Genomic DNA, 20,746 nt, shown 5'->3' with positions numbered 1-20,746 from the left:
AGTCATGGTCTTGCCCGGGATCATCGGTCATGATCGCGAGCTGCGACAGGGCCGCCTTTGACGCAACCGTATGAAGGGAGTTCCAACCGTGAGCAGTATTTCCGCTTCTGCCGAACCGCGCCTGACCTCGCTTGCCCATGGCGGCGGCTGCGGCTGCAAGATCGCCCCGGGCGTGCTTCAGGACATTTTGCGCGGACGGGTACAACTGCCGGTCCCGCCGGAACTTCTGGTCGGCATTGAGACCTCGGACGATGCAGCGGTCTATCGCCTAAACGATCACCAGGCGGTGGTCGCCACCACGGACTTCTTCATGCCTGTTGTCGACGACCCCCACGATTTCGGCCGGATCGCCGCGACGAATGCCATCAGCGACATCTACGCCATGGGCGGAACGCCGATCTTCGCACTGGCGCTGGTCGGCATGCCGGTCAACGCGCTCTCGACGGAAACCATTGGCGCCATCCTCGACGGCGGGGCGGTGGCCTGTCGGGCGGCCGGCATTCCGATCGCCGGCGGCCACACGATCGATTCCGTCGAGCCGATCTACGGTCTCGTCGCGATCGGGCTCGTCGATCCGGCCCATCTCAAGCGCAACAGCGGAGCCGAGCCGGGTGACGTGCTGATCCTCGGCAAGCCGCTCGGCGTCGGCATCTTTTCCTCGGCGTTGAAAAAGGGCGCGCTCGATGAAGCCGGCTATATCAGGATGATCGAAAGCACCACGCGCCTCAACACGGCCGGACCCGATCTCGCGCGGCTTTCCGGCGTGCATGCCATGACGGACGTGACGGGTTTTGGCCTTGCCGGCCACGCGCTCGAAATGGCGCGCGGGTCGAACTGCCAGGTCCGGGTCGACTGGTCCGCCGTTCCCCTTCTGGAAGGTGCTTTCGATCTGGCTGCCGCCGGTTTTGTCACCGGCGCCTCCGGGCGGAACTGGGCAAGCTATGGGCAGGACGTGGCCTTTGCCCGCGAGATGGGCGCGATCGACAAGGCGCTGCTTTGCGATCCACAAACGAGCGGCGGCTTGCTCGTCGCCTGTGACCGGTCGTCCGCGCAGGCGGTGCTCGACCTGTTCGACAAGCACGGTTTCGGCGCGGCGGTGATCGGGGAAACTGTGGCCGGGCCGGCGGGATTGGTGATCGCGTAGCCTTTGGCGCTTACCCGGCCCTGCCGAGCTTGGCTGCGTCTCTCTAAGCCAAATCTCGCGTCGACCAGAGTGGTCGCAACGTCTTTCGTCGGGACGGGTTGGTCCCGGCGATGATCGTTGTATTGCGGCCGGGCTGTGTCGGCCGCAACAAGATGGATGCGGAGGCACGATCTCTCCACGCCGTGACGGTTGGGGTGCGCTTCTTACCCCGGCTATTGCTCGGCAGACCGGAGCGCGCCGGCATCGTACACGACCTTGCCGCCAAGCAGGGTCAATACCGATCGGATGGTATCGATCTCGTCAACCGGCATCGTCATGTAGGGCTTGTCGAGCACTGCCGGCACAGGCCACCCTCCAGGCGGCTGACGAGATTGACCGCCGGGCCGATGGCTGTGAAGTCGAGCCTATCGGCGGCACCTATATTGCCCCAGAGAATGTCGCCGAGGTGCAGGGCGACGCCGAAGGAGAGCGGCGGTAGCCCCTCGGCCTGCCGGGCCTGGTCGAGATGCGCCATGCCGGCGCGCGCGGCGGTGACCGCGCGCAAGGCTGCGTCGCAGGCTTCGCTCGGCGAGCCGCTCACTGGAAAGATCGCCAGAACGCCGTCGCCGATGAATTTCAGCACCTCGCCGCCAAAGGCATGGATCGCGCCGGCGAGGCGATCGAACCAGGCGTCGAGGGCCGCGATCACCACGGCGGGTTCCGATGTTTCGGACAGCGCCGTGAAGTTGCGCAAATCGGCATAGAGTAGGGCCGCGCGAATGGTTTCGCCGGTGCCGCGGCCCGCTCGGCAAGAACCGCCAAGGGCGCGACGGCAAAGCGCGCGACATCACCAAGCCGCGCCGTCTCTTCCGGGCCGAACGGGCGCGTCCCGGCCCAGCCGAGCGACGCGCGTTCATTCCCCGAACCGGTCGATTGTTGCAGCAGTGGCCCGAGCCCGGCCAGCCACTCCTCTCCCGCCCGGTCGGAGACGGCGCCGGCAAAGCCTAGGCTCTCGATCACCACGCCGGTCTCGGCTCGCCAAAGCCAGGTGCGGCGGGCGATGATCGGATGCGGCACGGCGAGCGTAAGCGCGCCGCCCGAGAGCGGCAGACCGTCGGCGACGAGCTGGCGGCCAAGGTCGGACAGGAATCGGTCCGGCTCCTGCGAGGCGCTTGCCTCGTCCACGAGCCAGGCAAGGGGGGCGGACAAATCCATGCCGAAGAGGATAGGGTCGAGCGCCCTATGGACAAGCCCTTTCCCGCCGCCGCGCTGCGCGCAAGTCAGGGGCGGACGGTGGCGCCGTCCGCCCCTGCGGTCTATGATTGCGGCAGCCTGCAGAAGGACTCTCAAGCCGCAGGCAGGCCAATCAGCAAAGGGAAGACCGATGCCAGAAGCCCTCGTCGTCCGCCGCGAAGCGCATATTCCGGGGCCACCCGCCGCAGTGTTCGCTCTTTTGACCGACCCGGAAAAGATCCTGCGCTGGATGGGAACGGAGGCCGACACCAAGGCGGAGCCCGGCGGTCTCTATCTCGTCAACGTGACCGGGGCCCGTTTTGCCCGCGGGTCTTTCCGCGAGGTCGTGCCGGTGCATCGGCTCGCCTATAGCTTCGGCTGGGAAGGCAGCGACATTGTCCCGCCCGGCTCGAGCCTGATCGAGAGCGACCTGATCGAGCAGCCGCCCGGAACATTGCTGCGCCTTACGCAAACGGGTCTGCCCAGCGCCGAACAATGCGCCGGCCATGCGGAAGGCTGGGCGCATTATCTGGAGCGGCTGGGCCAGGTTGCGTCGGGCCGCGATCCAGGCCCCGATCCCTGGCTCGGCCGCGACGGCGCGGCTTGATGCAGACGTCCCTTGCTTGCCACGACTGGGCCTGAAGGCTTGACGACGGCGCTGGAATGCCATGTTGCTTGGGATTGGCGCGAACCTGCGTTCACATCTTATTGATGCCAAATCAGGACGTTAGGCGGCATATGTCATTGCGGTGCGCTGGCTGAACGCACCGGGACATGTATGAGTTTAGTCGGGATGGGAGCGAATGGACGACAACAACATCATCAAATTTGAACGACCAAAGCCGAAAAAGGAGGCGAAGCCGGCCAACCCTGTGCCGCGGAAGGCGTTGATTTGGCTGGCACTGATAGCCGCCTTGGTTGCGGTGTGGTCGTACTATCAGTTTATCGCGCCGCCGAGCTTGCCAGGCTAACAACGCTACAGACCGGCGGTTGGCGAGCGGCACGCGCTCCTCGCTTGGTCTGTCTGCAGACACAAGCGCACAATTCGCGAGCTCGCCACCGCCTTCGCTCACTTCCACATGGAGCGCATGCGGGCGCCGACGTCGATGCGGATCTGCTTGGCGCTTCGCTCGCTGGCGCTTGCCGAGATCTTCGGCCAGCTCGTCGTCTCGAAAAACTGAAGCAATGTCGCCGGGATGAAGCGGGTTCGCGAGGCGTAGACATGCCGGTCGCCCTGGGCGTTCTGGCCGTGGGTGAAGAAGCGCTGCGGCGTCACCAGGGAGAGATGATCGCGTGCCCGTGTCATGCCGACATAGAGCAGCCGCCGCTCCTCTTCGAGTTCGGCAGTTGTGCCCACGCCGAGATCGGACGGAATGCAGCCGTCGACGACGTTGAGCATGAAGACCGAGCGCCATTCCTGGCCCTTCGCCGAATGGATGGTCGACAGGATCAGATAGTCCTCGTCGAGCAGCGGCACGCCCGCCTGGTCGCTCGTGGCATCGGGCGGGTCAAGGGTCAGCTCGGTCAGGAAACGTTCGCGGTTCTGGTAGCCGCCGGCAATCTGCTCGAGCTGCAGCAGGTCGGCCTTGCGCGTGTCGGCGTCTTCATGGATCCGGTCAAGATGGGGCTCATACCAGGCGCGCGCAGCGCCAATCTCCTGCGGCCATCCGGGCTCGGCCCGTCGCAGACCGGACACCAGGTCGACGAAGCCGGTCCAGTTCTCGCCGGTCTTGGCGGGAGGCGGGATCTCAGCAAGAGCCGCGAGCGGTTCCGGATCGGCGGCGATCGCATCGAGGATCTTTCCAGCGGTCTGCGGGCCAATACCGGGCAGCATCTGCAGCAACCGGAAACCTGCGACGCGATCACGCGGGTTCTGCGCGAAGCGCAGGACTGCGAGCAGGTCCTTCACATGGGCGCTGTCGAGAAACTTCAGGCCACCGAATTTCACGAACGGAATGTTGCGGCGGGTGAGTTCGACTTCGAGCGTTCCGCTGTGATTGGACGAGCGAAAAAGCACCGCCTGCTGCTTCAAGGCGATACCGATCTCGCGGCCAGCGAGAACCTGCTCCACGATGTAGGCGGCCTGATCCGCTTCGTCCTTGACGGCGACGAGCAACGGGCGCTGCTCCGATTGCCTGTCCGTCCAGAGGTTCTTGGTAAATCGCTCCCGCGCCAGGCCGATCACGCCGTTCGCAGCGGCGAGGATCGGCTGCGTCGAGCGGTAGTTCCGGTCGAGGGTGATGACGTCGGCAGGCTCGGGCGAAAAGGCGTTCGGGAAATCGAGAATATTGCGAACCGTCGCAGCCCTGAAGGAATAGATCGACTGGGCGTCGTCGCCAACGACCGTCAATCCGTGGCCGCCGGGTCTGAGCGACATCAGGATCGACGCCTGCAGCCTGTTGGTGTCCTGATACTCGTCGACAAGAACATGATCGAAGCGTCCGCCGATATCTTCGGCAAGCTCCGGATCGGAAACCATCTGCGCCCAGTAGAGCAGGAGATCGTCATAATCGAGCACGTTCTGCGCCTGTTTGGCATCGACGTAGGCCGCAAACAGCGCCTTGAGCTGTTCGTCCCAGCCGGTGACCCAGGGATAGGCCGACTTCAATACGTCGGCAATCGAGCTTTCGGAGTTCACGACGCGCGAATAGATCGAAAGGCACGTTCCTTTCGTCGGGAAGCGGCTTTCCGTCTTCGAGAAGCCGAGCTCGTGGCGCACGAGGTTCATCAGGTCGGCACTGTCCTCCCGGTCGTGGATCGTAAAATCCGGGCCGAGACCGATTTGTTCGGCGTAGATGCGCAGGATCCGGGCGCCGATGCCATGGAAGGTGCCGGCCCAGGAGAGCGCGTCCGTCATGACTGCAGCGTTGTCGCCAAGGACCTGGCGGCAGATGCGCGCGACCCGGCGGGTCATCTCGGCTGCTGCGCGTCGAGAAAAGGTCATCAGAAGAATGCGGCGCGGATCGGCACCGTTGACGATGAGATGCGCGACGCGGTGGGCGAGCGTATTCGTCTTGCCGGAGCCGGCACCGGCGATGATGAGAAGCGGGCCGCCGACCTGTCCTTCCGGCAAGCCGATACCGTGCTCGACCGCCTCACGCTGGCGGTCATTGAGTTTTTCGAGATAGGCGGCGCTCATGCGTTCCCGTTCGTTTTCGTCGCACTCAGTCACTGCCCGCATCGATTTGCATCCAAGAGACGGGCAGGAACAAAGAAAGAACTAGCAATTTAGCATCCAGATGAAAACCCTGACGTCGCCGAGTTTTCCCTCCTGCAACGTCGGAATGTCACTCTTCCAAGGTTTTGATGACCTGCGAGATCGCCGATGGGCTTGATTGCTGCAGGTAAGGCCAATCGGCCCTGGATCGAGATCTGTCGCGGGTGATCGCCGGCTTATCGATCGGCCTATACCTATGGCTGTGCGCCGCACGAAGAACGCGCGACGGCTTGTGGCCTTATATAGTAGATTAGAAATATGCTCTGCTCCTGCGTCCACTCGAAAGAGGAAGAGCACATGGACGAACGGAGCGTTGAAAATACCTGCGAGGCCACCGGCTCGACCGCCGAATTGCAGGAGATTGCGCGCAAGCTGGCGTCGCTCGCCCAAGAGATCAGGTCAATTGCAGCGACCCCGCTCGGCGAAACGGTCGTACTCGACGAAAGCGGCGATGGATCGGAAACGGCAGTCGACTGATGTCGGCCGCGGGGCAGCGGCTTTACTTGTTCGGTACAGGCATTCATTCCTCAATTGGGGGATGGCCGTGATCTGCCTGCGCGCTTAGAACCAGCCTACGGTGGCGACCTTGGGATATTCGGGACGTCGATACGAGGCGACGCCTTCGAATATCCCTTGGCGCGTCAGCAGACGCTGGTGTCTGTTCAGGGGCAGCATTGAGCTCGTCACGCTACGACCGTCATCGTCATTTCGATGTAGGCGGCAAGGCACAGGGCTGAAGCCAAGATGCCCGGCGTTGAAGGCACGGCTTGCATTATTTTCGCGAAGAACATACCGCCGGCGATGAGCAATCCGCCGAAAAGCAGACCGTGTTCTGCAACAGCGAGGCCGATGGCGCAGAGGTTCACGGCACTCGCAACCATGGTGAGGGGCGCTGCGGCCAACGCAGCGTTCGATTGAGCCAGGAAGATGAGCCTGAAACGCGGCCAGCTGAGGCCGATGGCGAGAACGAGGAACACCAGGGACATGCCCATCAGCATGCTCCTGCGAGAGTGCGCTCGATCGATCCGGCCTGGTTGTCTCGGGCCGAAAACACGTCGCCGACAGCGATGAGGACCGGGTTGTCGTAGCCGATCTCCCCTATGCCCTCCGGGATTGTGGCGAGCATGCCTCGCCAGCTGCGTTCCGTCGGACGGCTGACATCGCTCATGATCACGGCCGGTGTTTCAGGTGGACGGCCTTCGCCGATAAGCTTTTCGGCAATCAGCCCCGCCGTTCGGCCACCCATGTAAAAGACCGCCGTGCTGCGCGGATCGGCAATGCCTGCCCAGTCGACATCATCGGGCAGGCCGCCGTGGCGGGAATGGCCGGTCACCAGCCGAAGCGACTGTGCATAGTCGCGATGGGTCAGCGACAGACCGAGACGGGAGGCCATGGCGCTTGCGGCAGTGATGCCGGGGATAACGTCGACGGGAATGTTCTCGCGGTCGAGATGGGCGATTTCCTCGCCGGCCCGGCCGAAAACCATGGGGTCGCCGGATTTCAGTCGCACCACGCGTTTCCCAGCCTTGGCGAGCTTGACCATCATGGCGTTGATGTCTTCCTGCCGGCAGCTTTCGCGGCCGCCGCGCTTTCCGACGAGCATGCGCTTTGCCTCCCGCCGGGCGAGTTCGAGCACGTCTGAAGAAACGAGGTCGTCGAAAAGGATGACATCGGCCGCTTGCAGCGCGCGCACGGCCTTCAGCGTCAGGAGTTCGGCATCGCCCGGTCCCGCGCCGACCAAAGTCACGTGACCGATGGCGGGGGCTCCCGCGAGCCTTTCGGCATCAGCAAGAAGCACCCCGCCTACGCCCTCCTCCGGCGTATCCATGGTCGAAAAGACGCGATCGGCAAAACGTTCCCAGAAGAGGCGGCGCCGGGGACCGGGTTCGATTACGCGGTTCACCGCTCCACGAAGAGACTGGGCCAGCGCTGCCCAGGCCTTCAGGCTTTTCGGCAGCAGCGTCTCGATCTTGCGGCGGATCGTCTGGGCGAGGATCGGGGCGGCGCCATCGGTCGAGATTGCAACGATGACGGGCGAGCGGTTGACGATCGAGCCGAACTGGAACTCGCAGAAGTCCGGCTGGTCGATGACGTTGACCGGAACGCCCGCCGCGCGGGCGGCGGCGAAGAATGCCCGCGCCTCCGCCTGGTCCTCGCAATCGCCGACGGCGAGCGCGGCACCGTCAAGATCGGCGGGCGCCCACAGCCTGCGGTTTAGCGTGACGCTGGCGGTGGGGTGTTGCGGGGTACGGCCGGCAAATGCCGCGAGCGCCTCGTCGTTCCCTTCAGCGTAAAGGTCGACGCGGGCGCCGCAGGCGGCCAGAAGCTCGGCCTTCCACATCGCTCCGTCCGTTGCACCGGCCACCACGACGCGCCGCCCCTCCAGCGCCCAGAAGACGGGCAGCTTGGCGAGCGCCTCCATGCGGGCGGGTCCGTCACTCTGCGGCTGCTGCAAGACATCCATCGATGATCCCCCTGATTTCGGCGCGGCACGAGCCGCAATTGGTTCCGGCATTGAGCGCCACGCCGACGGCCTCGACGCTGTGGCAACCGCCGCGTACGGCCGCGACGATCTGGTTGACGCCAACACCGAAGCAGGAGCAGACGGTGGCGCCTGGATCCGGCTTGTCCGCCCCCGGACGGCCCGCGACGAGCGCGAAGCGCTTGCGCAGATTGGCGTGGTCAGCGCCGAGTTGTGCGATCGCCCAGTTGCGCGCGACGGCGACCGGTTCGCGCGCGAGGAAGAAGGCCGCGAGAAGCTGCGGACCATCGAAGAAGGCGAGCCTGATGTCGCCGGTCTGTGCATCCGCATAGCCGAGCGGCTCTACACCTTGCGGGATCGCAAGAACGCGGCGGCACCAGCCGGCCCAGTCGTCCACCGGCTCGGCAAAAGCCAGTTCCAATCGCCAGCCGCCAGCCGCCTTCGCCAGCGCCCAATAGGCAGCATCCGGATCGACCGGCTTTGCCAGCGAGACAGCGAAGGCGTAGTGCGTCGCCTTGAACTTTCGCGCGGCGACCGCAATGTTCTTCGATGCCGGCTGGCCGGAAAGACAATCGGTGATCGGCGGCACGAGGACATCGATGCGTGCCTTCGCCGCAAACTGGTCGTTCCAGTGCATCGGCGCGAAGATGCTGCCGCGCGCCTGGCGGTCGGTGATGAGCGCACGTACGAACGCCTTGCCCTCAGGGCTTTCGATCTCGATAAGGTCGGCGTTGCCGACGCCGATCTCCATCGCATCACGCGGGTGCAGTTCCGCAAACGGTTCGGCGATATGGGCCGAGAGGCGCGCGCTTTTGCCTGTGCGGGTCATCGTGTGCCACTGGTCGCGAATGCGGCCGGTGTTAAGCGTGAACGGGTAATCGGCATTGGTGCGGTCGGTCTCTGCCGGGCGAACGGCCACGAACCGGCCTCTGCCGTCAGCGTGATAGAAGTTGCCCGCCGCAAAGAAACGGCTTTCGGCGCGCTTCTGGCCTTCCCGTTGGGGCCACTGGAAGGGCGTCAGCCCGTCGTAGTCCTCAAGCGCAAGATCGGCATAGGCTCCAATGTCGAAATCGCGGCTGCCGGCATTTTCGAAGGCCGAGAGCGCGGCATGTTCGCGGAAGATCGCGGCGGGCGCTTCGTAGGCGAAAGCATCGGTATGGCCCAGGCGGCGACCGACCTCGGCCAGTTGCCACCAGTCCGCCCGGGCTTCTCCCGGTGCGGCGAGGAACGCCCGCTGGCGCGAGATGCGGCGTTCGGAATTGGTGACCGTGCCGCTCTTTTCCCCCCAACCGAGCGACGGCAGCAGCACATGCGCGTGGCGGGCGGTATCAGTTTCTTTCAGGATGTCGGAAACCACGACGAAGGGACAGGCCCTGATCGCGGCCTCGACGGCGTCCGCTTCCGGCATCGAGACGACGGGGTTCGTTGCCATGATCCAGAGCGCCTTGACGCGACCGTCTGCCACCGCCCGGAAGAGATCGACGGCCTTGAGCCCCGGATTTTCGGCAATCTTTGGCGAACGCCAGAAGCGCTGGACGCGATCGCGATCACCGGCATCTTCGATCGCCATGTGTGCGGCGAGCATGTTCGCAAGCCCGCCGACCTCGCGGCCGCCCATCGCATTCGGCTGCCCCGTCAGCGAGAACGGCCCCATGCCCGGCCGGCCGATGCGGCCGGTCGCAAGGTGACAGTTGAGGATCGCGTTGACCTTGTCGGTGCCCGAAGACGACTGGTTGACGCCTTGGCTGTAGCAGGTCACGACCTTCTCGGTTGTCGAAAACAGCCGGTAGAATTCGCGCAACTGCATCGCCGGAAGACCGGTCCGCTCGAGCACGTCGTCGAACGAAACACCGCCCGCTGCGAGCAAGGTATCACCGAAGCCGGCCGTATGCGCCGCGACATAGTTCTGGTCGACGGCATTGCTGGAAACCAGATGTGAGAACAGCCCGACGAAGAGCGCCACATCGGCGTCGGGCCGGATCGCGAGATGCAGGTCTGCGATATCGGCCGTCATGGTGCGGCGCGGATCGATGAGAACGATTTTGAGGCCCGGCCGTTTCGCCTTGGCGGCGGCAAGGCGCTGGTAGAGGACGGGGTGGCACCAGGCAAGGTTCGATCCGGTGAGTACGACCAGATCGGCCAGCTCCAGATCCTCATAGGTCCCGGGTACCGTATCCGAACCGAAGGCACGGCGATGACCGGCAACCGACGAGGACATGCAGAGACGTGAATTGGTATCGATGTTGGCGGAACCGACAAAACCCTTCATCAGCTTGTTGGCGACGTAGTAGTCTTCGGTGAGCAACTGGCCGGAGACGTAGAAGGCGACCGAATCCGGGCCGTGTTCGGCAATCGTTTCCGCAAAGCGTGCGGCGACGAGGTCGAGCGCTTCGTCCCAGCCAGCCTGGCATCCGTCGATCTCCGGATGCAGCAGCCGACCGTCGAGGTCGAGGGTCTCGGCGAGTGCGGACCCCTTGGAGCACAGCCTGCCGAAATTGGCGGGATGGTCGGCATCGCCGCGCACGGCGACGGCGCCGTTGTCATCGACCGTCGCGATGACCCCGCAGCCGACGCCGCAATAGGGACAGGTGGTCTTGACCTCCTTTTCCATGGTCATTCCGCCGCAATCAGCAGGCTTTCGAGCGCAATGAACAGCGCGCCGCCGTCAATACGCACCGGAATTGTGCGCACCGCGCCTTCGTCGGCCCCGAGCGCCTTGCCGGTTTCGAGCGAGATCGCCCAATTGTGCAAGGGGCAGGTGACCGCCTTCGCGTGGACGATGCCTTGTGACAGCGGCCCGCCCTTGTGCGGGCAATGGTCCTCGATCGCGAAGACCTCGTTTTCGGCTGTGCGGAAGACGGCGATCTTGCCCTGAGGCGTCTTCACGCAGCGCGCGCCTCGCAGCGGAATGTCCGAGATGTCGCCGATCGGGTGCCAGGTCATGTTCATCATCTCACTCCGCAGCTTGGGGGAAGCCGACCGTCGCCATCGGCCGGAACTCGTGTTTGTCCTTGCCGGAGACGCGCTCCGACCAAGGGTCGACCTGGGCGAATTTCTGGCTGAAGACGAAGCGGTCGAAATAGGCCTTGCGCTTGTCCGTATCGTCCATGATCTGGCGGCGGATCTCGTCGAGGCCGACTCGTTTCGCCCACTTGTAGATGCGCTCGAGATAGCGGGCCTGCTCGCGGTACATTTGCGTCAGCGCCACGATGTGTTCCAGCGCCTCGTCCTCGCTTTTCACCAGGCCAAGTACCTCGGTGCCCTTGATGTCGAGCCCGGCAGCACCGGCGAAATGGATCTCGAAGCCCGAGTCGACGCAGATGACGCCGATGTCCTTGCAGGTGGCCTCCGCGCAATTGCGCGGACAGCCGGAAACCGCCATCTTCAGCTTGGCGGGCGTCCAGGAACCCCACATGAACTTTTCGATCCGGATGCCAAGCCCGGTGGAATCCTGCGTGCCGAAGCGGCACCAGTCCGAGCCGACGCAGGTCTTCACCGTGCGCAGACCCTTGGCATAGGCCTGGCCCGAGATGAAACCGGCCTTGCCGAGATCGGCCCAGACGGCCGGTAGATCTTCCTTTTCGATCCCGAGCAGGTCGATGCGCTGGCCGCCGGTCACCTTCACCAGCGGAATTTCGAACTTGTCGACCACGTCGGCGATGGCCCGCAGCTCGCCGGAATTGGTGACCCCACCCCACATGCGCGGCACGACGGAATAGGTGCCGTCCTTCTGGATGTTGGCGTGAACGCGCTCGTTGATGAAGCGCGACTGGTAGTCGTCGGCATATTCGTCCGGGAAATCGCAGACGAGGTAGTAGTTGAGCGCCGGGCGGCACTTGGCGCAGCCGCAGGAGGTCTTCCATTCCAGCTCCTGCATGACCGCGGGAATGGTCTTCAGGCCCTTGGCCTTGATCAGCCGACGTACGTCGTCGTGGCCGAGATCGGTGCAGCCGCACATCGGCTGGACGGCGGCCGGTCTGTAGCTCTCGCCGAGCGTCAGCGTCATCAGCTGTTCGACAAGGCCGGTACAGGAGCCGCAGGAGGCCGATGCCTTGGTATGGGCGCGCACCTCGTCGAGCGACGTCAGGCCCTTGTCGGCAATCGTGGAAACGATCTTACCCTTGCAAACGCCGTTGCAGCCGCAGATTTCCGCATCATCCGGCAAGGCTGCAACGGCCGCCATAGGGTCCAGCGGAGCGCCTCCCTGGAAGGCCTGGCCGAAAATCAGGGTCTGGCGCATCTCGGAGACGTCGGTCTCCTTCTTCTTCAGATCGTTGAACCAGGCGCCGTCGGATGTTTCGCCATAGAGCACGGTGCCGATGATGCGGTTGCCCTTCAGCACCAGCCGCTTGTAGACGCCGGCCGTGGCGTCGCGCAGGACGATCTCCTCGCGGTCGTCGCCATCGGCAAAGTCGCCGAGCGAGAAAAGTTCGATGCCGGTGACCTTGAGCTTGGTCGGCGTGTCGGAATGGACAAAGGCGGCGGAGCGGTCGCCAGCCAGATGCGAGGCGGCGACACGGGCCATCTCGTAAAGCGGCGCGACGAGGCCATAGACCATGCCGCCCACTTCCGCACATTCGCCGAGCGCCCAGATGCGGCCATCCGAGGTCTGCATGCCCTGGTCGACGACGATGCCGCGGTTGATCGCAAGGCCGGCCTCCTTCGCAAGGCCGACACTCGGCCGAATGCCGACGGCCATGACGACGAGCGTCGCCGGAATGATGCGGCCGTCGTCGAGCTCGATGCCTTCGACCCTGCCGTTGCCGACGATCGCCTTGGTGTTGGCCTTGCAGATGATCTTGATGCCGCGGCCTTCCAGCTCCTTCTCAAGGAGATAGCCGGCGGCCGGGTCGAGCTGGCGGTCCATCAGCGTCGGCATCACGTGAAGAACGGTGACGTCCATGCCGCGACCGGCAAGGCCGGCGGCCGCTTCAAGGCCGAGCAGGCCGCCGCCGATGACGACGGCTTTTTCGCGCGACTGGGCGGCGAGCAGCATGGCCTGCACGTCATCGAGATCGCGATAGGTGATGACACCGGGCAGGTCCTTGCCGGGCACCGGCAGGATGAAGGGCACCGAACCGGTCGCGATCACCAGCTTGTCATAGCTTTCGGTCACGCCATGGTCGGAGGTCACGGTTTGGGCATCGCGGTCGATCGCGACGATGCGATGACCCTTGTAAAGCGTGATGCCGTGTTTGATGTACCAGCCGTCGCCGTGGATGATGATCTCTTCGTAATCCTTTTCGCCCGACAGCACCGGCGACAGCATGATGCGGTCGTAGTTGACGCGTGGTTCGGCGTTGAAAATGGTCACGTCGTAGTGCCCGGGCGCCTTTTCCAGCAGGTGCTCCAGCATGCGCCCCGGCGCCATGCCATTGCCGATGATGACGAGTTTCTCGGTCATGGTCTGTCCTTGTCTGTTTACGCGGCAGCAGCCGTCGGCAGGGTGAGCGCGCGGCGTTCCATCTGGCGGATCGAAAGATGCATCCACAGGAGCGATGCGACGACGACGGCAAAGAGAAGCAGGAAGCAGCTCGACCACAGGCCGGTCGCGTCCTTGAGCAGGCCGAAGGCGATCGGCAGCACGAAGCCCCCGAGCCCGCCGACCATGCCGACGATGCCGCCGACCGCCCCGACGTTTTCCGGGTAATAGGCCGGGATGTGCTTGTAGACGGCGGCCTTGCCAAGGCTCATGACGAAGCCGAGCACGAAGACCGTGACGATGAAGACGGCAGGCGTAATGCCGAAGCCGTGGCCCTCGCCGGCGGCCGGCAGCGACAGGATCAGTGTTGCCACCGCCGAGATGCCGAGCATCCAGTACATGACGCTACGCGCGCCCTTGCGGTCGGAAAGCACGCCGCCGAAGGCACGGAAGACGCTGCCGGGGATGGAGTAGGCGGCTGCGACCATGCCCGCCACGGCGATATCGAAGCCGTAGACGCCGACGAGATAACGCGGCAGCCAGAGCGAGAGGGCGACGAAACCGCCGAAGGCGAAGAAATAGTAGAGCGAGAAACGCCAGACCTGGGCGTTCTTCAGCGGTGCGAACTCCTGGAGCAGGCTGCGCTTTGGCAGCTGGCGCTCGCGGCGGCTGCGGAAGGCCGGATCGTCGCTTGTCGTGAACCAGAAGACGAGTGCCGTGACGACGAGTGCGGCCGCCCAGATCTCGGCAACCGTCTGCCAGCCCCAGGCAATGAGGACGAAGGGCGCCAGGAATTTCGTCACCGCCGCGCCGACATTGCCGGCGCCGAAGATGCCAAGCGCCGTGCCCTGCTTTTCCGGCGGAAAGAAGGGCGAGACATAGGCGACGCCGACCGCGAAAGAGCCGCCGGCAAGACCGATGCCGAGGCCGGCGAGCAGCATCTGCGGATAGGTGGTGGCGTAGGTGAGCAGAAAAGTCGCAAGGGCTGCGGCCAGCATCGTCAGCGTATAGACGAGGCGCCCGCCGTAGCGCCCGGTCCAGACGCCGAGCAGGATGCGCACCAGTGAACCGGTGAGGATGGGCGTGCCAACCAGCAGGCCGAACTGCGCTTCGGTGAGCGCGAGGTCCTGCTTGATGCGGATGCCGATGATGGCGAAGATCGTCCAGACGGCGAAACAGATCGTGAAGGCAAAAGTGGACATCCACAAAGCCGTGGCGGGTTCGCTGGCGGATAATGGCTGCTTGTTCTCAGACATGGCTTCTCCGAGGCCCGACAAGGTCGTGCCGCTCCATCTTGGGGGTGAAAAACAAAAAGCCGCTGGCCAGGTATGCCCGACACGGTTCGCTCCGTGTGCGCAGTCCTGATCAGCGGCTTTGCTGGTAGGGCGCCCGTCGTTGGACACCGATCTCTTGGCCCGAGGGCCTGAGAATATAAAAGCAATCAGCGTGCCAGTTTTGGCAAGCTATTGATCTAAAAGAAAAAGTGAAATCGTCGGCCTGGCGTCATCCCGGTGGGTGACATTCCTTGGTGCAGTGCGAAGCCATTTTTTGTGCAATGCGCATAAATTAGGCGTCGCGCATTCAGCCTGCAGACTGGGCAGCGATGTAGGCATCGAGGTCGTCGGGATCGAAGCGTCCGCCATCGAAGAAGCCATCCGGCCCGAGCGTCAGCGCGCCCGATGAGCCGACTGGGGTTTCGACGGTCAAGGCGCCTTCCACCTTGGCGCTTGCCGACGGCATGGCGATACCAAGGTGCTTCAATGCGGCGCGGTAGATGTCCGGCCGGTAGGTTTCCGCGGCGATACGCTGGCGCTCTGCCGTATGCTCGATTTGCCGCCAGCGCACCATCTGGGTGTAGAACCAGAGGGCATGGCTCTTCCAGGGGAAGGTCGCCGCCTTGGCATTCGGAACGAAGAAATCTCTGACCACCCGGACCTCACCGCCGCCGACCGGCAGCGTGCCTTTGAGGGCGGGAAGAAGCAGTTCGGCGTCGCGCCCCACATAGGCAGGCTTTGCCAGAAGGGTCGCGAGTGCCTCGTGGTTATCCGGGCGGGCGCACCAAATTGACGCCTGATGAAGCGCCACGAGCAGGGCGGCCATCGCCTCCGGGTTGGCCTCCCCCCACTGTGCGTTGACGCCAAGCACTTTCTCGGGGCTCGACCGCCAGATCGCCGCCTTGACGGTCGCGAGATGTGCGCCGCGGCGAAGCACGCCGAAGGTGTTCCAGGGCTCGCCGGCGCAATAGCCGTCGATCACGCCTTCGGCGAGCGCATCGCCCATGTCGGGCGGCGGCAGCACGACGATCTCGATATCACGGTCCGGATCGATGTCGCTCGCTGCCAGCCAGTAGCGCAGTTCGTAATTGTGCCCGGAATAGGAATGCACGACGGCAAAACGCAGCGGCGCGCCCGCCTGCGCATCGATCGCCTTGCGCAGGGCTGCACCGTTCGCGCGCGCATCGAGATCCGTGGTCGCGCCGTTTTCCGCCATCCTTTGCCAGAGCGCCGGAGACACCGTCACCGCATTGCCGCCGAGACCCAGCGACATCGGCACGATCATTTCAGGGGCAGGCACATTGAGGCCGAGATTGCCGGCGATCGGCATCGGACCGAGAATATGCGCCACATCGACATGGCGAACCGCAAGCCGGTCGCGGATGCTTGCCCAGGAGCGTTCGCGCAGCAGGGTAAGGTCGATCCCCTGTTCTTCGGCAAAGCCCATCTCGCGGGCGACAACGAGCAAGGCGCTGTCGAGGAGCGGCACGAAACCGGCGGTGATGGCGTGGCGCGTCGTCATTCCTTTCCTCCCGGATCGAGCAGGCTTGCCGCCGTGACGAGGCTTTGGGCGATGTCGACGATCTTGCGGTTCTGGTTCATCGCCGTGCGGCGCAGCAGCGCATAGGCCTCTTCCTCGGAGAGCCCGCGCGAGCGCATCAAGAGGCCCTTGGCGCGGTCGATCACCTTGCGGTTTTCCAACTCGCCGCGGGTTTCTTCCAGCTCGCGGTTGAGGCGGGAGAATGCGTTGAAGCGGCTGATCGCCATCTTCAGGATGGGGCGCACCCGTTCCTGCTTCAGACCGTCGACGATATAGGCCGAGACCCCGGCCTCGACAGCCGCCTCGATGGAGGCCTCGTCGGACTTGTCGACGAACATCGCGATCGGGCGCTTCACCGCGCGCGAAAGCTGGAAGATGCTTTCCAGCATGTCGCGGTTTGGGTTTTCGAGATCAATCACGATGACGTCGGGATTGAGGTCCGCGATGCGTCGCGCCAGGCCGTGCATATTGTCGATGACGGTGACATGGTCATAGCCCGCGTCGCGCAGCCCGTCCTCGATGATGGCGGCGCGGATGCGATTCTCGTCGATGACCAGGACGTTTAGTCTGCTGTGCTGCATGCCACGACCGCATTCTGACCAAGCTTGACCTGCCGTGTCGGCTCTTTTTGCAATGCAGCATGGCGGGTCCGAAAGCAAGGGTGATCTTTCGGATGGCGTTCACGCACAGGCGGGACTGCCAGATACTCGGCGTAGATCGACATGCCGCGGCGCGAGCGCCGCGCCGCGGCAATGAGGAGATCAAGCTCTTCCACGGTCCGTGAAAGTGCCGACCGAAGGCATTTTAGGCTGCAATGAGTTCGTCGGATGGGCCGAAGAACTCATAGTGGACCCGCTCGCTGGAAACGCCTTCCCTGGCAAGAGCCGGGACGAGCGCACGAAGGAACGGTTTGGGGCCACAGAGATAGAATTCGGCATTGGCGATCGGCGTGTGCTTGCGAAGCCATTCCGCGGTGATGAAGCCATCGAAGTCGTGCGACAGCCCCACGGCATCCCCGTTTGCAGGCGCGCTATAGAAGCTGCTGATCGTGATCTTGCCATGTGCATCGGCGAGTTCGCGAACATGCCGATCCATGGCATGCGTGCCGCTGTTCAGCGCGCCGTGGACGAAGTGCGCCTCGAGGTTCGGATGTTCCTCGGCGATCGTCTCGAGAATACTGACCATGGGGGTCAGGCCGACGCCACCCGACAGCAATACGACAGGTGCTTCCGGCGCTTCAGGGAGGAAGAAGTCGCCGGCCGGCGGGGTCGCGCTCAAGACCGTGCCGACGGTCGCCTGATCGTGGAGATATCGGGATCCGCCTTGCCCGTGCGCCTCGCGCTTTACCGAGATGCGGTAGAAGCTGTCGTTCGGCCCGCTGGAGATCGAGTAGTTGCGCTTCATCTCCAGGCCATTGTCCAGTTGGAAGCGAAACGTCAGATATTGGCCGGGTCTGTGGCGCGCAACGCGACCGCCGTCCTTGGGTTTCAGGATAAACGAGGTGACGACGTCGCTCTCGCGAACTTTTGAGGCGATGACGAAATCTCTCCAGCCGTTCCAACCGCCCGAGCGCTCCATCAGTTCGCCGCGTATGGCGGTCTCGCGCTCCTTGAGAATATCGGCCAGGAACCAATAGGCCTCGCCCCATGCGTTGAGGAGCTCAGGGGTCGCCGCACTCCCGAGCACATCCTCGACGGCGGCGAGAAGAGCCTTGGCTACAAAGGGATAGTGCTCTGGAAGGATATGGTAGCCGATGTGCTTGTGGGCGATCCGTTCGACCACCGGGCCAAGCACGCCGAGATTATCGATGTTCTGCGCATAGGCGAGAATGGCGGCGGCAAGCGCGTTAACCTGTGAACCGCCTTCGCCCTGATTGGCGTGGTTGAACAGCGCGCGGATATGATCGTCACGGAAGAGGCGGGCATACATGCTCTTCGTGATTTCCGTTCCGTGGGCCGCGAGCGCCGGAGCGCTGGCTTTCACGATCTGGACAGTCTCGGGGGAGAGTGGTTTCGGCATGATTTTTTCCTTTCGGTGGGACGTATCAGTGGGGGCAGGTTGGTGATCCTGGAAATGCAGCCGGCAATTCACCGGGCCCGGTGATCGGGAACTGTGTCCCAATCTCTCGCGGCCGCGAATCCCGCGCTCAAAATCCTGTTAATGCGGACTTCGCCCTGGAAGCATTCGACGATCATCCTGATCTCAGCTCCGGCTACCGTTCGCGCGTTCATCGCAAATGACCCTTAAAGATGTATCTGAAATGCATCTATTCGCTTGCGATCAAAGATGCTAATCAAATGCATGTTTTTTGAACGGACTTTTTGACGCAGATCCCGCGATGAGGCTCACGAAATACACCGACTATGCGATGCGCCTGATGATCTATCTGGGCTCCCAGCCCACTGGGCTCAGCTCCATCCGGGAGATATCCGATACCTTCTCGGTCTCGCAGAACCATATGATGAAAGTGGTTCAAGACCTCGCGAATGCGGGGTTTTTGGAGGCTGTACGCGGCCGGAACGGCGGTATCAGGCTCGCAAGGGCTGCGAACGAAATCAATCTCGGCGCTCTCCTCCGGCACACGGAGGAGTTGTCCGATCTGATCGATTGCCGAGGTTGCCGCATCGCGCCGGCCTGCAGCCTACCGTCCGTCCTTTCGGAAGCGACGGCCGCCTTCGCCGCGGTCTTCGACAAGTACACGCTTGCGGATCTCGTCGAAAAACGCTCGACGCTCGGCGTGCTCCTGGGTTTCCGGGCAGCGTTGCCGGGCGAAGATTGCACCCTGTGACGAAGGGATTGGCGGCCCGTGCGCGTTAGGTCGCCAGTCGCTCGAGGAATAATAACGCCCGGCACCCCAATGACTCGCCGCGGCCTGCTACTTCACGTCCGATTTGAGGTTGCGCCGCTTTGCCGGGGGCGAACCTGGCCGTGGCCGGAGCCCGCCTGAGCATCAGATCGGCAGCAGCGCGTCCGGCTTGACGTCGCCGACCGAGGCGTAGGTGTGCGTCTCCCTGACGCCGGGCAGGGGCAAAATCACCCGTTCGAGAAAATCCTGGAACAGCGACATGTCGGCAATGCGCGCCTTCACCAGATAGTCGAAGCCGCCGATCACCATGTGGCATTCCAGAACTTCCGGCGCCTTTGCAACCGCGTCAGAGAAGCGCTCGAAGATATGCGGGGCGGTATGGTCGAGGCGCACCTGGATGAAGACGACGGTGCCCCGGCCGATCTTCTTCGGATCGAGGATCGCTCGCACGGCCTTCACGTAACCCTCGCGGAAGAGGCGCTTCACGCGCTGGCTCGTGCCCGTTGGCGACAGGCCGACACGCTCTGCCAGCTCCAGTGTGGTCCGCCGGCCATCTTCCTGCAGCAATCTCAACAAGGTGCGATCGATGGTGTCGAGGCCTGCAATTTCGTTCATCACGCTATTTGGTCCATAAAAGAGTGATAATCGCTTAGATTCACTGAAATCAGTGTATTTTGACGCGGCCCTTTGCGCAATACGGTGCTTCTGTCGAAGCCGCGGGTAAGGCTTCCGCAATGTGGAGAGACGGGCGTGCAAAGTGCTACGATAGGGGAGGGCGACCGCAGCCGGCGGCTGGCGATATGGGCAGGGGTGGCGGTCGTCGCAATCACCACCTTACAGTTCGTGGCTGCCCGGTTCAGTCTGCGCGAGCATCTGACCGCCGCCGACATCGTCACCTTGCGGTTCTCTGGCGCCGCCCTGGCCTTCCTGCCGGTGTTCCTCAGCGTTGGCTTGCCGAAGTTGATGCAGCTTGGCTGGCGCAAGGCAACCGTGCTGGCGCTGCTGACGGGGCTGCCCTATCCGCTGATCATCAACCAGGGACTTTCGCTGGCACCGGTCGCCCATGCGGCAGCACTCTCTCCCGCCGTAATCGTCTTCTTCTCGTTCCTGTTTTCCCGTCTCGTCTTCAAGGACAAGGCCTCCGGCACGCGCCTTGCTGGCGTTGCCACGGTCATTGCCGGCCTTTTGCTGTTCGTGCTCCAATCGGGCGTCGCCGACGCCGGGACATTGCGCGGTGATCTGTTGTTCGCCGTTTCGGGGTTGATGTTTGCCACCTTTGCGGTGCTGGTGCGGCTATGGTCCGTCGACGCCGTGACGGCGACGATCGCAGTGGTGTTCTTCTCCTGTCTTCCGTTGCCCTTGCTGCACATTCTGGCGCCCAGCGGGCTCGCTGCCGCCTCTTTCACCGAAATTGCCACGCAATTCGTCATCCAAGGCTTTCTCGCCGGGGCGCTCGCGAGCGTTCTCTACACCTATGTCATCCGTCAATTGGGTCCGCAGCCTGCGTCGCTGTTCATGCCGTGCGTTCCGGTAACGACGACCGCGGCGGGGGTCGTCGTTCTCGGTGAAGTTCCGACGCTGCTTCAGGTCGTTGCCATTGCCGTCATCACGTTCGGCATGATCTTCCCGATCCTGAAAAGGGCGTAGGC

18 protein-coding genes and 1 pseudogene are annotated in these 20,746 nt (G+C 63.6%); 6 read left to right on the top strand and 13 right to left on the bottom strand.

Annotation, left to right across the window (positions count from 1 at the left end; all coding sequences use genetic code 11):
* Nucleotides 1–97: 97 nt before the first annotated feature.
* The gene (gene selD, locus IB272_RS26905; protein ID WP_348646821.1) at nucleotides 98–1,144 is read left to right on the top strand and encodes a selenide, water dikinase SelD; all 1,047 of its coding nucleotides are present in this window, start codon (nucleotides 98–100) and stop codon (nucleotides 1,142–1,144) included.
* A 212-nt stretch (nucleotides 1,145–1,356) separates the two neighbouring features.
* On the opposite strand, the gene IB272_RS35420 is transcribed toward selD, so the two are convergent.
* Entirely contained in the window at nucleotides 1,357–1,488 is a 132-nt protein-coding gene (locus IB272_RS35420; protein ID WP_256436337.1) for a hypothetical protein, read from the bottom strand.
* Nucleotides 1,482–2,338: pseudogene (locus tag IB272_RS26900) on the bottom strand (adenylate/guanylate cyclase domain-containing protein); the annotation flags it as partial. The pseudogene IB272_RS26900 and the gene IB272_RS35420, both read right to left, overlap by 7 nt.
* A 169-nt stretch (nucleotides 2,339–2,507) precedes the next feature.
* Between IB272_RS26900 and IB272_RS26895 the strand changes: the two are divergent.
* The gene (locus IB272_RS26895; RefSeq protein ID WP_112771489.1) at nucleotides 2,508–2,963 is read left to right on the top strand and encodes an SRPBCC family protein; all 456 of its coding nucleotides are present in this window, start codon (nucleotides 2,508–2,510) and stop codon (nucleotides 2,961–2,963) included.
* A 196-nt stretch (nucleotides 2,964–3,159) separates the two neighbouring features.
* Nucleotides 3,160–3,327, top strand: coding sequence for an intracellular growth attenuator family protein (locus IB272_RS26890; protein WP_146749529.1), 168 nt, complete (start codon nucleotides 3,160–3,162; stop codon nucleotides 3,325–3,327).
* Nucleotides 3,328–3,425: 98 nt separating this feature from the next.
* Here IB272_RS26890 and IB272_RS26885 read toward each other — a convergent pair whose 3' ends face one another.
* Entirely contained in the window at nucleotides 3,426–5,495 is a 2,070-nt protein-coding gene (locus tag IB272_RS26885; protein WP_192445450.1) for an ATP-dependent helicase, read from the bottom strand.
* Between the two features lie 375 nt (nucleotides 5,496–5,870).
* Between IB272_RS26885 and IB272_RS26880 the strand changes: the two genes are divergently transcribed.
* Nucleotides 5,871–6,050, top strand: a complete 180-nt coding sequence (locus tag IB272_RS26880; protein WP_034789801.1) for a hypothetical protein — start codon at nucleotides 5,871–5,873, stop codon at nucleotides 6,048–6,050.
* Nucleotides 6,051–6,256: 206 nt separating this feature from the next.
* Here the strand turns inward: IB272_RS26880 and IB272_RS26875 are convergent, their stop codons facing one another.
* The 9 genes from IB272_RS26875 to hmpA form a co-directional block, all read right to left on the bottom strand.
* Nucleotides 6,257–6,565 carry a hypothetical protein gene (locus IB272_RS26875; RefSeq protein ID WP_244546770.1) on the bottom strand — a complete coding sequence of 103 codons (309 nt, stop codon included), beginning with the start codon at nucleotides 6,563–6,565 and terminating at the stop codon, nucleotides 6,257–6,259.
* Nucleotides 6,565–8,037: a siroheme synthase CysG gene (gene cysG, locus IB272_RS26870; protein ID WP_192356947.1), complete on the bottom strand. Its 1,473-nt coding sequence runs from the start codon at nucleotides 8,035–8,037 to the stop codon at nucleotides 6,565–6,567. Before cysG ends, IB272_RS26875 begins: the two co-directional genes overlap by 1 nt.
* On the bottom strand, nucleotides 8,009–10,666 hold the full coding sequence (locus IB272_RS26865) for a nitrate reductase (RefSeq protein WP_192445439.1): 2,658 nt from the start codon (nucleotides 10,664–10,666) through the stop codon (nucleotides 8,009–8,011). Before IB272_RS26865 ends, cysG begins: the two co-directional genes overlap by 29 nt.
* Before the next feature lie 2 nt (nucleotides 10,667–10,668).
* Entirely contained in the window at nucleotides 10,669–10,998 is a 330-nt protein-coding gene (gene nirD, locus IB272_RS26860; protein ID WP_043611168.1) for a nitrite reductase small subunit NirD, read from the bottom strand.
* A gap of 10 nt (nucleotides 10,999–11,008) precedes the next feature.
* Nucleotides 11,009–13,459, bottom strand: coding sequence for a nitrite reductase large subunit NirB (gene nirB, locus IB272_RS26855; RefSeq protein WP_192445438.1), 2,451 nt, complete (start codon nucleotides 13,457–13,459; stop codon nucleotides 11,009–11,011).
* A gap of 17 nt (nucleotides 13,460–13,476) precedes the next feature.
* Nucleotides 13,477–14,733 carry a nitrate/nitrite transporter gene (locus IB272_RS26850; protein ID WP_034789792.1) on the bottom strand — a complete coding sequence of 419 codons (1,257 nt, stop codon included), beginning with the start codon at nucleotides 14,731–14,733 and terminating at the stop codon, nucleotides 13,477–13,479.
* A gap of 325 nt (nucleotides 14,734–15,058) precedes the next feature.
* A complete protein-coding gene (locus IB272_RS26845; RefSeq protein ID WP_192445437.1) occupies nucleotides 15,059–16,273 on the bottom strand; it encodes a CmpA/NrtA family ABC transporter substrate-binding protein in 1,215 nt (404 codons plus the stop codon).
* The gene (locus IB272_RS26840; protein WP_034789780.1) at nucleotides 16,270–16,872 is read right to left on the bottom strand and encodes an ANTAR domain-containing response regulator; all 603 of its coding nucleotides are present in this window, start codon (nucleotides 16,870–16,872) and stop codon (nucleotides 16,270–16,272) included. Before IB272_RS26840 ends, IB272_RS26845 begins: the two co-directional genes overlap by 4 nt.
* Before the next feature lie 223 nt (nucleotides 16,873–17,095).
* Complete coding sequence (gene hmpA / locus IB272_RS26835; RefSeq protein WP_192356940.1) at nucleotides 17,096–18,310, bottom strand: NO-inducible flavohemoprotein; 1,215 nt, start codon at nucleotides 18,308–18,310, stop codon at nucleotides 17,096–17,098.
* Nucleotides 18,311–18,629: 319 nt separating this feature from the next.
* On the opposite strand from hmpA, the gene IB272_RS26830 reads away from it, so the two are divergent.
* Nucleotides 18,630–19,079 (top strand): Rrf2 family transcriptional regulator, encoded by a 450-nt coding sequence (locus IB272_RS26830; RefSeq protein ID WP_192445436.1) that lies wholly within the window; start codon nucleotides 18,630–18,632, stop codon nucleotides 19,077–19,079.
* 162 nt (nucleotides 19,080–19,241) lie between these two features.
* On the opposite strand, the gene IB272_RS26825 is transcribed toward IB272_RS26830, so the two are convergent.
* A complete protein-coding gene (locus IB272_RS26825) occupies nucleotides 19,242–19,712 on the bottom strand; it encodes an Lrp/AsnC ligand binding domain-containing protein (protein ID WP_192445435.1) in 471 nt (156 codons plus the stop codon).
* Between the two features lie 135 nt (nucleotides 19,713–19,847).
* On the opposite strand from IB272_RS26825, the gene IB272_RS26820 reads away from it, so the two are divergent.
* Nucleotides 19,848–20,744, top strand: a complete 897-nt coding sequence (locus IB272_RS26820) for a DMT family transporter (protein ID WP_348646820.1) — start codon at nucleotides 19,848–19,850, stop codon at nucleotides 20,742–20,744.
* Nucleotides 20,745–20,746 lie beyond the last annotated feature (2 nt).

The sequence above is a fragment of the Ensifer sp. ENS08 genome, from assembly GCF_014852195.1.
Taxonomy (GTDB): domain Bacteria; phylum Pseudomonadota; class Alphaproteobacteria; order Rhizobiales; family Rhizobiaceae; genus Ensifer; species Ensifer adhaerens.
This window is presented reverse-complemented; position numbering and strand designations above follow the sequence as displayed.

What these genes read in the sequence shown, in the direction of transcription:
- IB272_RS26895 (WP_112771489.1), top strand. Translation starts at nt 2,508, where the DNA reads ATGCCAGAAGCCCTCGTCGTCCGCCGCGAAGCGCATATTCCGGGGCCA.
- IB272_RS26890 (WP_146749529.1), top strand. Translation starts at nt 3,160, where the DNA reads ATGGACGACAACAACATCATCAAATTTGAACGACCAAAGCCGAAAAAG.
- IB272_RS26885 (WP_192445450.1), bottom strand. Translation starts at nt 5,495, where the DNA reads ATGAGCGCCGCCTATCTCGAAAAACTCAATGACCGCCAGCGTGAGGCG.
- IB272_RS26880 (WP_034789801.1), top strand. Translation starts at nt 5,871, where the DNA reads ATGGACGAACGGAGCGTTGAAAATACCTGCGAGGCCACCGGCTCGACC.
- IB272_RS26875 (WP_244546770.1), bottom strand. Translation starts at nt 6,565, where the DNA reads ATGGGCATGTCCCTGGTGTTCCTCGTTCTCGCCATCGGCCTCAGCTGG.
- cysG (WP_192356947.1), bottom strand. Translation starts at nt 8,037, where the DNA reads ATGGATGTCTTGCAGCAGCCGCAGAGTGACGGACCCGCCCGCATGGAG.
- IB272_RS26865 (WP_192445439.1), bottom strand. Translation starts at nt 10,666, where the DNA reads ATGGAAAAGGAGGTCAAGACCACCTGTCCCTATTGCGGCGTCGGCTGC.
- nirD (WP_043611168.1), bottom strand. Translation starts at nt 10,998, where the DNA reads ATGACCTGGCACCCGATCGGCGACATCTCGGACATTCCGCTGCGAGGC.
- nirB (WP_192445438.1), bottom strand. Translation starts at nt 13,459, where the DNA reads ATGACCGAGAAACTCGTCATCATCGGCAATGGCATGGCGCCGGGGCGC.
- IB272_RS26850 (WP_034789792.1), bottom strand. Translation starts at nt 14,733, where the DNA reads ATGTCTGAGAACAAGCAGCCATTATCCGCCAGCGAACCCGCCACGGCT.
- IB272_RS26845 (WP_192445437.1), bottom strand. Translation starts at nt 16,273, where the DNA reads ATGACGACGCGCCACGCCATCACCGCCGGTTTCGTGCCGCTCCTCGAC.
- IB272_RS26840 (WP_034789780.1), bottom strand. Translation starts at nt 16,872, where the DNA reads ATGCAGCACAGCAGACTAAACGTCCTGGTCATCGACGAGAATCGCATC.
- hmpA (WP_192356940.1), bottom strand. Translation starts at nt 18,310, where the DNA reads ATGCCGAAACCACTCTCCCCCGAGACTGTCCAGATCGTGAAAGCCAGC.
- IB272_RS26830 (WP_192445436.1), top strand. Translation starts at nt 18,630, where the DNA reads ATGAGGCTCACGAAATACACCGACTATGCGATGCGCCTGATGATCTAT.
- IB272_RS26825 (WP_192445435.1), bottom strand. Translation starts at nt 19,712, where the DNA reads ATGAACGAAATTGCAGGCCTCGACACCATCGATCGCACCTTGTTGAGA.